Annotated in this window: 15 protein-coding genes; 4 read left to right on the forward strand and 11 right to left on the reverse strand. The window is 67.2% G+C overall.

All coding sequences use genetic code 11. From position 1 onward, the window contains the following. Positions 1–316 precede the first annotated feature (316 nt). Positions 317–1,729, forward strand: a complete 1,413-nt coding sequence (locus tag IB230_RS06915) for a serine hydrolase domain-containing protein (protein ID WP_225589232.1) — start codon at positions 317–319, stop codon at positions 1,727–1,729. A 39-nt stretch (positions 1,730–1,768) separates the two neighbouring features. On the opposite strand, the gene IB230_RS06920 is transcribed toward IB230_RS06915, so the two are convergent. The 8 genes from IB230_RS06920 to IB230_RS06955 form a co-directional block, all read right to left on the reverse strand. Beyond that, complete coding sequence (locus IB230_RS06920; protein WP_192270319.1) at positions 1,769–2,305, reverse strand: SRPBCC family protein; 537 nt, start codon at positions 2,303–2,305, stop codon at positions 1,769–1,771. A 115-nt stretch (positions 2,306–2,420) separates the two neighbouring features. Continuing rightward, a complete protein-coding gene (locus IB230_RS06925) occupies positions 2,421–2,867 on the reverse strand; it encodes a hypothetical protein (protein ID WP_192270321.1) in 447 nt (148 codons plus the stop codon). A gap of 381 nt (positions 2,868–3,248) precedes the next feature. Beyond that, positions 3,249–3,659, reverse strand: coding sequence for a hypothetical protein (locus IB230_RS06930; RefSeq protein WP_192270323.1), 411 nt, complete (start codon positions 3,657–3,659; stop codon positions 3,249–3,251). Between the two features lie 203 nt (positions 3,660–3,862). Further along, the gene (gene gcvH / locus IB230_RS06935) at positions 3,863–4,258 is read right to left on the reverse strand and encodes a glycine cleavage system protein GcvH (RefSeq protein ID WP_162339279.1); all 396 of its coding nucleotides are present in this window, start codon (positions 4,256–4,258) and stop codon (positions 3,863–3,865) included. An 85-nt stretch (positions 4,259–4,343) separates the two neighbouring features. Then, complete coding sequence (gcvT, locus tag IB230_RS06940) at positions 4,344–5,465, reverse strand: glycine cleavage system aminomethyltransferase GcvT (RefSeq protein ID WP_192270325.1); 1,122 nt, start codon at positions 5,463–5,465, stop codon at positions 4,344–4,346. Between the two features lie 64 nt (positions 5,466–5,529). After that, on the reverse strand, positions 5,530–6,045 hold the full coding sequence (locus IB230_RS06945; protein ID WP_192270327.1) for a hypothetical protein: 516 nt from the start codon (positions 6,043–6,045) through the stop codon (positions 5,530–5,532). Continuing rightward, positions 6,046–6,477 carry an NfeD family protein gene (locus IB230_RS06950; protein WP_192270329.1) on the reverse strand — a complete coding sequence of 144 codons (432 nt, stop codon included), beginning with the start codon at positions 6,475–6,477 and terminating at the stop codon, positions 6,046–6,048. 1 nt (position 6,478) lies between these two features. Further along, positions 6,479–7,444, reverse strand: coding sequence for an SPFH domain-containing protein (locus IB230_RS06955; protein WP_192270331.1), 966 nt, complete (start codon positions 7,442–7,444; stop codon positions 6,479–6,481). 133 nt (positions 7,445–7,577) lie between these two features. Here IB230_RS06955 and IB230_RS06960 point away from each other — a divergent pair, with 133 nt between their 5' ends. The 3 genes from IB230_RS06960 to IB230_RS06970 are packed head-to-tail and all read left to right on the forward strand — an operon-like array spanning position 7,578 to position 10,054. Further along, positions 7,578–8,141, forward strand: a complete 564-nt coding sequence (locus IB230_RS06960) for a sigma-70 family RNA polymerase sigma factor (RefSeq protein ID WP_225589233.1) — start codon at positions 7,578–7,580, stop codon at positions 8,139–8,141. After that, the gene (locus IB230_RS06965; protein WP_192270333.1) at positions 8,134–8,844 is read left to right on the forward strand and encodes a hypothetical protein; all 711 of its coding nucleotides are present in this window, start codon (positions 8,134–8,136) and stop codon (positions 8,842–8,844) included. Before IB230_RS06960 ends, IB230_RS06965 begins: the two co-directional genes overlap by 8 nt. A 28-nt stretch (positions 8,845–8,872) precedes the next feature. After that, complete coding sequence (locus IB230_RS06970) at positions 8,873–10,054, forward strand: PDZ domain-containing protein (protein WP_192270335.1); 1,182 nt, start codon at positions 8,873–8,875, stop codon at positions 10,052–10,054. 100 nt (positions 10,055–10,154) lie between these two features. Here the strand turns inward: IB230_RS06970 and IB230_RS06975 are convergent, their stop codons facing one another. From IB230_RS06975 to IB230_RS06985, 3 genes are read right to left on the reverse strand one after another with little or no spacing between them, the layout of a single operon-like run. Then, on the reverse strand, positions 10,155–11,120 hold the full coding sequence (locus IB230_RS06975; protein WP_192270337.1) for a DUF6607 family protein: 966 nt from the start codon (positions 11,118–11,120) through the stop codon (positions 10,155–10,157). Positions 11,121–11,133: 13 nt separating this feature from the next. Continuing rightward, positions 11,134–11,760: a Hemin transport protein gene (locus IB230_RS06980; RefSeq protein ID WP_192270339.1), complete on the reverse strand. Its 627-nt coding sequence runs from the start codon at positions 11,758–11,760 to the stop codon at positions 11,134–11,136. Positions 11,761–11,764: 4 nt separating this feature from the next. Further along, positions 11,765–14,014 (reverse strand): TonB-dependent hemoglobin/transferrin/lactoferrin family receptor, encoded by a 2,250-nt coding sequence (locus tag IB230_RS06985; RefSeq protein WP_192270341.1) that lies wholly within the window; start codon positions 14,012–14,014, stop codon positions 11,765–11,767. Between the last annotated feature and the right edge of the window lie 76 nt (positions 14,015–14,090).

The following is a 14,090-nucleotide window of genomic DNA, read 5'->3' on the forward strand; positions in this document are numbered from 1 at the left end:
GCACGACCGCGTTCAGGCAATCCACCTGAATACGCCTCAGCGCTGCTTCCGACCCCGACACGCCGCGCCACAAGCTGCGCAGCGCGCCCTTCGGCGCGGAATTTGCATGTTCCTGTGCGAATGCATTCCTGAACGCATTCGACGTGATCACGGACCGATGAACGAGGTGGACATCTCACGAAATGGGACGTGCGCCACACCCGTAATCAGCAGCAGGATGAACAACATGGGCATCGAACTTCTCCCTGTTTGTGCAATGGAAAAAAGCGGCGTTATGATCGACCGACGGCACGAACTCACGCAGGCGTCACGCACGATGAAACACAAGAAGAGCCGCCGATCGCTGCATGTCTTCCGGATCGGCCTGGTCGGCCTGCTGCTGCCGTTGACGCTGTCGTCGCCGGCACAGACGCCCTTGCGATGGACCTCGGCCAATCAGGGCGCAGAAGCGGTCGCAACCGCCAGTGCGGCACCCTACGTGTCGCCGACGCAGCCGCGCCCTTACCGCACTTCGCTGGCGGAACAGAACATCCAGCCGCTCGCGGCCGGGTTCGACGTGCGCTCGTTCGAGACCATGGCCGAGCACCTGACCGTCGGCCAGCGCGTACCCGGCCTGGCGATGGCCATCGTCCACAACGGCCGCGTGCTCAGCGCGCGGGGCTACGGCGTGACCGACGTCGTGAATCCGCAGCAGGTCGATTCGCACACCGTGTTCCGGCTGGCATCGCTGTCGAAGGCCTTCGCCAGCACGCTCACCGGCCTGATGGTGCAGGACGGCTCGCTGCGCTGGGACAGCAAGGTCAACCAGTTCGTGCCGGGCTTCCAGTTGAGCGACGCCAACGCGACCTCGCACGTGACCGTCGCCGACGTACTGAGCCACAGCGTGGGTCTGCAGGCGCACAACGCCTTCGACCGCGACATCGAGGCAAACGCCGAGTACTACGATGTCGCCCGCAAGCTCGCCTACGCGCCGCTCAAGTGCGCGCCCGGCGAGTGCTACGCCTACCAGAACGTCGCTTTCAGCCTGATCGGCGACGTGGTGTTCGCCGCCACCGGGACCTTCTACGACCAGGCCGTGGATCGCCGCATCTTCAAGCCACTGGGCATGAACGACGCGAGCATGGGCCTGGCCGGTATCCAGGGCAGCACGCGCTGGGCACGGCCGCACGTGCGCAGCCGCAACGGCTGGGTGTCGCTGACGCCGAAGCCGACCTACTACCGCCTGCCGCCCGCTGCCGGCGTCAACGCCAGCGCCAGTGATCTGGCGCAATGGCTGATCGCGCAGACCGGCCATCGCCCCGACGTACTGCCCGCCCCCCTGCTGGCGACGCTGCACGCGCCGGTGGTGACCACGCCGGGCGAAATGCGTGGCGGCTGGCGTCGCGAACGCATCCATTCCGCCAGCTACGCGCTGGGTTGGCGCGTGTTCGATTACGCCGGGCAACAGGTCGTCTTCCACGCCGGTGCGGTGCAGGGCTATCGCGGCCTGGTCGCGCTGGTGCCTGGGCAGGATTTCGGCGTGGCGCTGGTCTGGAACAGCGACAGTTCGCTGCCCTCGGGCCTGCTGCCGACGATCCTCGACCGTGCGATGGGCCTGCCGGGCCAGCCGTGGGTCGAGACGCCCGCCGATTACGACCTGCTGCTGGCCGAGTCGCCCGAGGCGACGCCGGCCGACGGCAGGAAGGACAGCGGCACGTCCTCGCAGCGCGGTACCGCCTCGCCGCGCTGAGGCTCGCGGCGGACCATCGATCCGCCGCCTGCCACCGCATCAGCCCTGTGCGTCCTGTTCGAGCATCGCCTTGAGCTTGGCCAGTCCCTTCTCGTAGTCCGCGCCGATCATCCGGTCGAACACCAGTCCGAGCCAGCGCTTGAACGGGTTGAGTCCGTGCGCGCTGTCGAACGCCCAGGTCACGCGGGTACCCTGACCCTCCGGCGCCAGCAGGTACGTCGCCTGCGATGGGCTGCCGTCGAAGTTCAGCGCCACCGCGATGCGACGGTGCGGTTCGCTGGCGGTGATCTCCTGGCTGCCGCTCCCGACCGCGCGATTGCCCACCCAGCGCATGCGTGCGCCCACGCCGCTGCCGGGCCCTTCGAAGGTGTACCGCGCCTGCGGATCGTACTCGGCCCACGGCGACCAGGCATTGAAGCGCTCGAACGAGTCGAGCGTGGCGAACACCTGCGCGGGGCTGCGCTCGATGACGATGCTGCGCTCCACGTGGGTCGTCGACGGCAGCAGCAGCCCGCCCGCCACGAAGATTCCGCCCAGCACGGCGATCGCCGCCAGCACCCACCTGATGAACTTCATGCGCAGCCTCCTCGGCGTTCCGGAAACGGCAGCCTAGCCGTTCGCCCATAAAAAAACTCTCCCCCCGCTGGGCACAGGGAGAGAGTCCATGGTGTTACGTGTAATCGGGGTTGGCTTAGATCAGCGGAGCCGGGGTGGCCGGCAGCGCGACGGGGGCCGCTTTCTTCTTGGACTTCTTGGCAGGCTTCTTGGCGGCCTTCTTCGCGGCCTTCTTGGCCGGCTTCTTGGCTACTTTCTTGGCAGCCTTCTTCGCGGTCTTCTTGGCAGCCTTCTTAGCCGGCTTCTTGGCGACCTTCTTGGCAGCCTTTTTCACGGACTTCTTGGCGGCCTTCTTGACGGACTTCTTGGCAGCCTTCTTCGCCGGCTTCTTGGCTACTTTCTTGGCGGCCTTCTTGGCGACCTTCTTCACCGCCTTCTTGGCCTTGGCGACCTTCTTGGCGACCTTCTTGGCAGCCTTCTTCACTGCCTTCTTCACGGTCTTCTTCGCAGCCGCCTTCTTGGTGGCCTTCTTGGCGGCCTTCTTGGCGGCCGGTTTTTTCTTCGCAGCTTTCTTCGTTGCCATGTGATGGCTCCTCGTCAGTGAACTATGGATTTTTACGTCTGGTTACAGCACATCTGCCCGGAGGCAGGCCCAGCTGCAAGAAACGCCGCGGGAGTCGGACCCGTCGGCAGCCGTCGTCGCGACACGCGCGGCGATGCGGATTCCCCAGGGGTCCGGGCGTGCGAAACCCGGCCCCCTACAAATACGAAAACACCCGCGTCGCGGAGCGACACGGGTGCGATGAAGGAGGCGCGTTGCATTTTTCCGGGGGAAGCGAGGCCTGCGTCCACCGTGATCCCGGTGCGGACGATGGGCTGTGTTGTCTCTCGCGCTGTCGTGTTGATTCGACTCACTCGCTTCCGCAGCAAACGCTGCTTGGGGCGAAACCTAATCACGGTTTTTCTAGGTGTCAACACCTTCGCGCAACTTTTTTTTCGAGGCAGGCGCCGGCGGCCGGCGGCCGGCGGCGACGCCGGCTGCAACGCCATGGCGACCGTTGAAGCATCCGGCGTTAGCGGAAGACATGCGCCTGAAAAAAAACATCGGTAAAACGCGCTTTTTTTTCTTGGCGATCGCGCGATGCATGCGCGCGTACGATCGCGCCGCGATCGCCCGGCACCCGACCAAGCGCACGCGAACGGCTTGAACCGCGCCTAAAAAAAACTTTCCGGAAGGGCGTCGGATTTCGCGTCGCACAAGCCCGAATGCGCCGATTTGCGCAAACTTTTTTTCCTCGCCGGGCGCTGCATCACCCGGCTCGATGCCGCTTCGTCGACGCGGAAGCGGGTGCTCGCCTTCCACTTCGACCGGCACGTCGCACGCGTCGCCGACGTCCGCTGCGTGTCCCGCATTCCACTTTGCCGCTCGTCGGTCGCGCCTCCGCCGCACGAGGATGCGCTTCGGGATACGGCGATGCGCGTCACGTCACGCCCGAAACGAAGCGGGGAACCGGCAGCGGCGGAATCTTCGTTCCGCCGTCGCCGGTTCCCCGCCAGGGGACCGCCTGTGGGAATGCCTCAGTGGTCTTCGTCTTCGATCAGCTCGGCGTAGTCGTCCGGCGACAGCAGCTCGTTGAGCTGGTCCGGCTCCTCGGCTTCGATCACGAAGATCCAGCCTTCGCCGTAGGCGTCCTCATTGATGGTCTCCGGCTTGTCGGCCAGTGCCGCGTTGACCTCGACGATCTTGCCGGTGATCGGGCTGTAGACGTCGGACGCGGCCTTGACGGACTCCACCACCGCGCTGGCGTTGCCGGCCTCGATGCGGTCGCCGACGTTGGGCAGCTCGACATAGACCAGGTCGCCCAGCAGACCCTGCGCATGATCGGAAATGCCGACGGTGACACGACCGCCGGCTTCCACGCGGGCCCATTCGTGGGACTTGAGGAACTTCAGATCGCCAGGAATCTCACTCATGGGGTGCTCCGTATCGCTGTCAGGGGTCGGGTAGGGAAAGATAGTTTAGCGGAGGAACGCAAAGGTGAAGGCATGCCGTCCCAGGTCATTCCAGAACACCGGGCTGCGCTTGGCCGTCGCGCACGAACGGGAACTTCACCACGCGCACCGGGACTTCCTTGCCACGGATATCCACGCGCACGCCACCCTCGGCGCCCAGCGGAATGTCGCCCGCCGGCACGCGCGCGAACGCGATGGCCTTGCCCAGCGTCGGCGAGAACGTGCCGGACAGGATCTCGCCGTCGCCGTGGGCGGTGAGCACCTTCTGGCCGTGGCGCAGCACGCCCTTCTCGTCCATCACCAGTCCGATCATCTGGCGCGGCGCACCGGAGGCCTTCTGCGCTTCCAGCGTGTCGCGGCCGGTGAACGCGCGGCCTTCATCCAGTGCAACCGTCCAGGCGAGCGCCGCTTCGTACGGCGACACGGTGTCGTCCATGTCCTGGCCGTAGAGGTTCATGCCGGCCTCCAGGCGCAGCGTGTCGCGCGCGCCCAGGCCGGCAGGCTTGACGCCCACGCCGAGCAACGCATTCCAGAACGCCACCGCCTGATCCTGCGGCAGCACGATCTCGTAGCCGTCCTCGCCGGTGTAGCCGGTGCGCGCGACGAACAGCGGCACGCCATCGGTACTGGTCGCGTCGGCAGCGGCGAAACGGGTCAGCTTGCCGACCCTCGCGCGGTCCTCCTCGCGCAGCAGGCCGTGGACACGCTCACGCGCGGTCGGACCCTGCACCGCGACCATCGCGAAGTCGGGGCGCTCGGTGACCTGCACCTCGAAGGCGGCCGCCTGCGCGGTGATCCATGCCAGGTCCTTCTCGCGGGTGGCGGCGTTCACCACCAGGCGGAAGAAATCCTCGCCCAGGAAATAGATGATCAGGTCGTCGATGACGCCACCCGTCTCGTTGAGCATCGCGGTGTACAGGGCCTTGCCCGGCTTCTGCAGCTTGTCGACCGAGTTGGCGACCAGCCGGCGCAGGAACTCGCGGGTGCGCGGTCCGCGCAGGTCGACCACGGTCATGTGGCTGACGTCGAACATGCCGGCGTCGCGACGCACCTGGTGGTGCTCCTCGAGCTGCGAGCCATAGTGGATCGGCATGTCCCAGCCGCCGAAGTCGACCATCTTGGCGCCGAGCGCGCGATGGGTGTCGTTGAGGATGGTCTTCTGGGTCATGGCGGCTTCCGGGACGGACAAAGAAGCGCATTATCCCAGAACGCACCAGCGCGGTGCGCCGACGCTACAGCCCGTAGTAGGCCTCGTTGATGCAGTCCACGGTACCCGCCTCCAGCACATCGAAGCGGCCATCGGGCAGCTGCAGGCGGCCGGCCCAGGCGATGTCCTTCAGCCATTCGGTCGAGGTGTCGTGCTGGCGCACGATCGCGGCCACCCGTGGGTCGTCGCGTCCGTTCACGCGGCAGGTGCCGAACTGCAGGTAGTAGCCCGCGCGGTCGGTCGGGTAAGGCAGCGCATCGGTGATGCGCCATTGCGCACGGGCGCCATCACGGCCGGCCAGCTGGCCGGCGACCACGAAACGCGGCACGGGTTCGCCCTCCGTATCGCGTGCCGGCGTGGCCAGCACGCCGATCGAGTAGTCGCAGACATGCGCCGGATCTGCGGAGTCGGACACACAACTGCCGCCCAGCTCATCGAGGCCGGCGGGATACGGCGGCATCACCTTGCCGACCAGATCCGTCGTGGCCACCGACAACGGCGCCAGCATCGACATCGTCCACGCCAGCACCGTCGTGCCCACCTACGCCTCCTGCACCTTCAGGGTCATGCCGTTCACCGCGATCACCCGTACCCGCGTACCCAGCGGCAGGTCGACGCCTTCCACCGTCCAGAACGCATCGTCGATCTTGACCCGGCCGCGCCCCCCTTCGATGGGCTGGTCGAGCACGGCCACCGTGCCGACCAGTTGTTCTGCACGGCGATTGAGCAGCGGCTTGTCGCTCTGGCGGCCCTTGCCGCGGAACCACTTGCGGTAGACCGCCACCGAGATAATCGCGAGCACGGAGAACAGCACGATCTGCGCCAGCCAGCCCAGTCCCGGTGCGGCCAGCACCACCACGGCCATCGCCACGGCGGCAAAGCCGAACCACAGCATGAAAGCGCCCGGCGCCATCGCCTCGGCGGCGAACAGCACCAGCGCCGCGATCGCCCAGAACGCGAACTTGAAACTCATGTCAGCCTCCCGGAACGCGTGGCGGACGCGGTGGCGCGACCGCCTGCTGCTTGTCCAGCGCGCCCTTGGCCAGTTCGGCGATGCCCGCGATCGAGCCGATGATCCCGCTGGCCTCCATGGGCATCAGCACGAACTTCTGGTTCGGCGCCGTGGCCAGTTCCTTGAACGCCTCCACATACTTCTGGGCGATGAAGTAGTTGATCGCCTGCACATCGCCCTGCGCGATGGCGTTCGACACCAGTTCGGTCGCCTTGGCCTCGGCCTCGGCCAGGCGCTCGCGCGCCTCGGCTTCGCGGTAGGCGGCCTCGCGCTTGCCTTCGGCCTCCAGGATCGCGCTCTGCTTGTCGCCCTCGGCGCGCAGGATCTCGGACTGGCGCGCACCCTCGGCCTCCAGGATCGACGCGCGCTTGTCGCGCTCGGCCTTCATCTGGCGGGCCATCGCGTCCACCAGGTCGCGCGGCGGCTGGATGTCCTTGATCTCGATGCGGTTGACCTTCACGCCCCACGGACTGGTGGCGTGGTCCACCACGCCCAGCAGCTTGGCATTGATGGTCTCGCGCTGGCTCAGCGATTCGTCCAGGTCCATCGAACCGATCACGGTACGGATGTTGGTCTGCACCAGGGCGATCATCGCCTGGTCCAAGCTGGACACCTCATAGGCGGCCTTGGCCGCGTCGAGCACCTGGAAGAACACCACGCCGTCGACCTTCACCACCGCGTTGTCCTTGGTGATGACATCCTGCGAGGGCACTTCGAACACCTGCTCCATCATGTTGACCTTGCGGCCGATGCTCTGCATGTACGGGATCAGGAAGTGCAGTCCCGGCGACATGGTGTGGGTGTACTTGCCGAAGTGCTCGACGGTGAATTCGTACCCCTGCGGGACGACGCGGACGCCCTTGAAGAAGGTCACCACGATGAACAGCGCCACCGCCGCGACCACGAGTGTCGAAATACCGAAATCCATGCTGACCCCTCCCCGTGATGAGGGTCCGATTATAGGCACGGGCCGACGGCGGCCGACGGGAACTTCACCGGCACTGCGACGGTATTGCCTTCGGCTGCATCCCTATCTTCAAACGCCCGACGAATCTCTGCGCTTGAGCCGATCGCAATTCGCCATCGATGTCCCCGACAGCCTGGTCGCCCGTGCGCGCGGCGGCTGCCGGGAGGCGTTCGAGCAGATCTACCGGCGCTTCGAACGTCCGGTGTTCACGCTGGCGCTGCGCATCTGCGGCGACCGCGAGGAGGCCGGCGACGTGCTGCAGGACACCATGCTGAAACTCTTCCACCACCTGCCCGACTACCGCGCCGACTGCCCGTTCTGGGGCTGGCTGCGCCAGATCGCGGTCAACGAGGCGCTGCTGCGGCTGCGAAGGCAGAGACGGCTGGTGAGCGAAATCACGGTGGACGAGGACGACCTGCCGGAAGACCGCGGCCTGCCACCCTGGGCCGCCGCCGATGCCGCCCTGCTGCAACGCGCACTCGACGGACTGCCGTCCGCCACCCGCAGCGTCCTGTGGCTGTATCACGCCGAGGGCTACACCCACGACGAGATCGCCGCGCTGATGCACCGCACGCCCAGCTTCTCCAAGTCGCAGCTTTCCCGCGGCACCCGCCGGTTGCGGGCGCTGCTGCAGATCGAGGAACCCGCCCATGCCTGATTCCCTTGTCCGCGATGAGGTGCCGCGCGACTGGCGCGACGCGTTCGGCGCCCTGCCGCTGGAAGCGCCGCCTGAAGGCAGCTGGCAGCGTCTCGCCGCGACTTTGCCGCCCGCTCATGCCTCTGCCCGCCGCGCCCGCTGGCGGCGTCCTGCGCTGGCGCTGGCAGCGACCGCCTTCTTCGCTGCCGTGATCCCGCTGATGCACTGGCGGGCCGTGCAGACCACCCCGCCGCCGCTGCAACGCGCCGTCCCCGTGACGACGATCGCGACGCCCGCACCCGCAGACGCGCCCGTGCAGACGGCGATCGATGCGATGCCTGCCGCTGCCGCCGTGCGTGAGGATGCCGCGCCGCCGACGGTCGCACGGGCACCGGCTGCGGCCCGTTCCACCGCGCGGGCCGTGCGCGACCCGGCACCCGCACGACTCGATGCGCTGTACACCGAATCCGCGCGACTCGAAGCCGTCCTCGCCCACCTGCCCGACAGCGGTACGGGCAACGTCGCCGCGCTCGCCGTGAGCGCCGAGCTGCAGGACCAGGTCGCGCACATCGACCTGGCGCTCTCGCAACCGGCGCTGCCGGATATGGCCCGGACGGCGCTGTGGGAACAGCGCGTCGACACCTTGCGCCAGCTCACCGGTGTGGAAGCCACCCAGCGCTGGCAGGTCGCACTGAACGACGACGCCGATACCGCCATCTACTGATCCCGAACACGCAACGAGGAGATTCCCGATGCTCAAATCCCTTTCCCGTCCGCTGCTGGTCCTCGCGCTGGTTGCGCCCGTGCCGGTCCTGGCGCAGCAGAACGAGGCGGCCGCGAAGAAAGCACTCGACGACGCACGCGCCGACCTGCAACGCGCCGCCAAGCGCGTGGCCGAACTGTCGCGGAACGCCGGCGGGCTTCCGACGCCAGCCGACATCGACCACCTCATCGTGAGCCGCCCGCGGCTGGGTGTCCTGCTGTCCGGCGACGACGCGGCCGGGGTGCGCATCACCGGTGTGACGCCGGAGAGCGGCGCAGCCAAGGCCGGGTTGAAGGCGGGCGACCGCCTGGTGCGCGTGGCCGGCGAGCCGGTCCGCGGCGAGACCGGCGAGGCGCGCGTGGCGCACGCCCGCCAACTGCTGGCCGACCTGCAGGTCGATACAGCCGTGCGGGTTACCTACCAGCGCGACGGCAAGGCGCACGACGCCAACGTCACACCCACACAGGTGTCGCCGCGCATCGCCTTCAGCGCCACCGGCCCCCGCAGCGTCTTCATCCGCAGCAGCGAAGGCGGCATGCCGCAGCTCGACGGCGTACCGGTGCCGCTGGACGAGATCACCCACGTCATCTCTCCCGAGGTGCAACGCGAACTCCGACAGCTCGGCAAGCTGGGCGAATGCAAGGACGGTGATTGCCGACTGCCGGCGCTGGCCGAAGCCTTCCGCTGGAGCAACCTCAACCTGGCGACCGTCGATGCCACGCTGGGCCACTACTTCGGCACCGATGCGGGCGTGCTGGTCCTGTCGGTCGGCGATGAACTCGCGGGACTTCAGGCGGGCGATGTGATCCGCAAGGTGGATGGCACACCGGTCACGACGCCACGCGACGTCACGCAGGCGCTGCGCGGCAAGGCGGAAGACGCCAAGGTCGCGGTCGAGTACTTGCGGGACCGCCAAGTGCGGACCGACAGCGTCACGGTGCCGAAGGCGGCAGCATTCCGGTTTCCCGCGACGTCGCGGGTGACGGTCAGGCCGCGCCCCGCGGTCGCCGCCAGCCAGGCGCCGACCATCGTGGAGCGGCGGCGCGTGATGATCATCGACCAGGACGGCAAGGTGCAGACGTTCGAAGACGACGGCACCGGTGGATCGTTGCCGCCCGTACCGCCTGCCCCGCCCGCGCCACCGGCCGGCAAGGGAAGCGCCCTGCTCTGACGCCTATTACTAGAAGAGAAACCGTGTGAATCCCCTGCCCCCGCCTCCGCGGGGGTCTTTTTTAAAAAAAGTTGGCACATCCCTGTGCCGGAGAGATGGTTCAGCGGGACGTGCGCGTAGCGGCGGGCGCCGCCGGCTCGGACGGTGCGGTCTCCACCCAGTCCGTGAACACCTTCGCGATGTCGGCATCAGCGACCGGCTTGCCTTCCTGCACGTCGCCCGCCTGGGTGAACAGCGGGATGATCATCGCCATGCCGTCGACCTTGGTCTTCAGTCGCACGCCCGGCGCCTTCGACAGGAAGCCGCCCCAGTGCCCACGCACCTTGGCCCAGTAGCCGGCGGTGGCCTGCCAGTAGTCGCGCGCGGGCGTGAAGTCGACCTCGGTGGTCTTGAGGTAGTCGTTGAAGCCGAACTCGCGCGCCAGTTCCACCTGCGTGCCGTCGGGCTTGCGCAGCACCTTGGTGTTGAACTGCTCGTGGGTCCAGCCATTCGGCGTCAGCGTGTGCCGATTGACCACCGACAGCGCGTTGTAGTCGCTGCGCCGGGTGTACTCGCGACGCGGCAGCGGCCGCCAGCTCAGGTCGCTGGTCCAGGTGGCCACGCCATTGGTGTAGTCCCAGCGGCCGGTGCCGCAGTAGCGCGGTGCGTCGCTGACTTCGTAGACGCACTGGGTCCAGGCACCGCGCGTGGTGTCGGCGGGGATCGCCCGTACATGCCAGGTCTGGTCGGCGGTGAATTCGAAGCGCGTCGGCGCTTCGTAGAACCAGTCCTGCCGCCAGTGCTTGGTCACGTGGCCGCTCTTCGCGTCCACCAGGATGTGCTGCAGCACGATGCGCGTGGGGGTGTCCTCGACGACGATGACCGTCTCGTCGCCGCCGCTGCGCATCGCTGCCTGCCGTTCGTAACCCGGCTGCAGCAGGACGGTTTCGTCGAACGCGAAATCGACGGTGTAGTCGCCCTGCATCGCCAGGATAGACTGGCGATCGCGGACAGGATCCGCCGCCAGGGCGGATGCGGACAGGGACAGGAGGAGGGTGGACAGCGCGATGGCGACCGGCTTCTTCATGGTGGCTCTCTCTTTACTTGAGTCTGATCAGCGGCACGACGTTGTCGTCCGCCTCGTTGTTCTGTTCCAGGCGGGCGGCGGCAAGCAGCGACGCATGCTCGCAGCAGCAGTCGTGCAACCCGCTTTCCAGTTCGGCCCCCTCCGCCTGGGCAATGCGCTGGGCGGTGGCGACACCGAGCGGCGACATCAGCGACAGGCTGGCCGCGAGCACCGGCAACGATGCCGGCCGCGGCACCGCGTGCAACTGCAGGGCGCATGCGCGCCACTGGCCGCCGAGCAGACGCCCGGCGAGCCGCTGCCACAGACGATCGGCGAGGCCGGCGACTTCGCCATCGACACCTGTGGGCAGCGAGGCGACCAAGCGATCCCAGGCAACGAAGTCGCTGTCCGGCAACAGGCACAGGCGCCAGCAGCAGCGCCCCTGCGCGTCGAAGAACAGCAAGCGCTCGTCCAGCCCGTCGCTGTCCACCCCGGTGTGGGCTTCCACCCGTACCGCCTGCTGCCAGCCAGCCAGTTCGCTGCCCTGCTGCGTGCGATAGAGGCACAGCACCGGCCCCAGTGCCGCCAACTGGGTGGCGGCGGGGAACGCATCCATGGATGCGCCGGTGATCGTGCCTGGTAGCGCGCGCAGCGTCGCCATGGCGCTACCAGTTCACCGACAGGCTGGCCGAGAGCGTGCGACCGGGCCGGGTGTAACGGTCGAGCACCAAGCTGGTCGCTGCGATGCCGTTGACGTCTGCCCAGTCGGTGTACCGCTTGTCGGTCAGGTTGAGCAGGCCGAGATTGACCTTCGCGCCGGGCGCGAACTCCCAGTGCGCGAACAGGTCCAGGGCACCGTAGCCCGCGGGACGGTACTGGCTGGCCGAGGCGGTGCGCTTCTGGCGCTGCGCGAACGCGCCCGCCAGTTCCACGCCCCAGCCATCGCTGTCGTAGGCGATACCGAGCGATCCACGCAGCGGGTCGACCGAGTTCAACGGTACGTCGTCGGTCTTGTCATCGCCGCGCGACCAGGCTGCCGCACCCCGCAACGACCAGCCTTCCATCGCGTCGGACAGCGCACCGAGGTCGACGCCAGCCTTCAGCTCGACGCCGTAGATGCGCGCATCCGCCACGTTGCGTGACTGGAAGATCATCGGCATCTGGCCGGGCGGGCTCACCAGCACCTGCGACTCGATGAAGTCGCGGTAGTCGTTGTAGTAGCCGGTCAGGCCGGCGTACACCGCCTCTCCGCCGAAGCGCAGCCCCAGCTCGAAACCATTGCTGGTCTCGGACTTCAGGTCCGGGTTGGCGATCACCATGTAGCCGCTCTGCAGGTTGATGAAACCGGCATTGACGTCGCCGTAGGGTGGCGCGCGGAAACCGCGCGCATAGTTGCCGAACAGCGACCACCGGTCGTTGAAGCGCCAGATGGCGCCGAACTTCGGCGAGATGCTGTTCTCGCTCATGTCCTCGAAGGTCACGCCGGGGTTGTCGCCGGCGTAGATGGCGTCCACGGTGGAATCGATCGCGTAGTGATCCACGCGCAGGGCGGGCACCAGGGTCAGGCGACCGTCCGCCAAGGTCATTTCGTCCTGGACGTAGAGACCGGCTTTGGTCGTTTTCGAAATCGGGAAATCGCGCACCGGGAACGCGTCCTGCCCGACGACGTTGCTGACCACGCCGGTCGCGATGTTGGTCGAGGTGCCGTCGCGCTTCTCCTTGGTATCGCTCACCGTGGCGTCGATACCGTAGGTCAGTGCGTGCTCCACCGATCCTGTCGTGAATCCCTTGTGGAATGCCGCCTGGAGACCGTAAACGCGCTGGTCGAAGTTGTGCTCCATCTGCCGGCGGCTGTTGTTGCTGCGCAGCTCATCGGTGCGTTGCGTCGATTCGCTGTCCTGGCGATACAGCTTCCACGACAGTGCATCGGCGAAGCCGGCCTGCAGCGCATCGATCTCGTGCTCGAACGACACCCGTGCGCGCGTCTGGTGGTCGCGACCCTTCATGTCGAGGATGCCGGTGGCGAACATGGAGGGCAGCGTACCGGCCGTGTAGGCCTCGATCCGGCTGTAGTCTTCGTTCGCATCCACCACCAGCCGGAAGCGCTGGTTGTCGTCCGGCGCATACACCAGCTTTCCGAGCAAGCTGCGGCCACTGCGCTCCTGCGGATTGGGTGCGGTCCTCAGATGGGTGCGCAGCACGGGATCGATATCGGTGCTGGCGTTGTCGCCCTGGTTGTCGGTCTCCTGGCCCTGTCGCTGGCCGTAGGCCAGCAGGCCGCTCCAGCGCTGCCCACCCAGGGCGAGCGTCGCGCCACCGAACAGGCCGTTCCAATCGCCTTCGTAACCCACCTTGAACCCGGCATAGGTGGTCTTCCCGTCGACCAGATAGTCGGAAGGATCCTTGGTGACATAAGCCACCACGCCGCCGAGGGCATCGGAGCCGTACATCGAGCTGGCAGGTCCGCGCACCACTTCCACGCGCTTGAGCGTGTCCAGATCGACGAAGTTGCGGTTCGTATTGAGATAGCTGCCGAAACTGAAGCTGTCCGAGACGGCGATGCCGTCGGTCAGGATCAGCACCCGGTTCGCCTCGAGGCCGCGGATGCGGATGCTCCCCAGCCCGCTGAACCGCCCCGCGCCCGACGTCACCGAGATGCCCGGCTCGTAACGGAACAGATCCTTCAGGTCGCGGACGATCAGGTCATCCATGCGCTCGCGCGTGATCACATCGACCGTGTTGGGTACGTCGGAGATCTCGCGCTCGGTACGGGTGGCGGTGACCTGGATGCGCGCGAAATCGTAGGCCGCGGCGTCGGCGGATGAAGGTGTGGAGGGATCGGCGGGGGTTTCGGCGTTGGCATGGCCGGCAAGGGCCAGCCACACGGCCGCGGTGAGCAGCGTGGGGCGGATCATGGCTACAGCTTTCCTGTGGCTTGGAGTTAACCCGGAAGGCTGGCGGCCGGAAGACCCTTGGCTGGCGCCCGGAGGA

This window comes from Pseudoxanthomonas sp. PXM01, assembly GCF_014851815.1.
In the GTDB taxonomy this organism is placed as follows: domain Bacteria; phylum Pseudomonadota; class Gammaproteobacteria; order Xanthomonadales; family Xanthomonadaceae; genus Pseudoxanthomonas_A.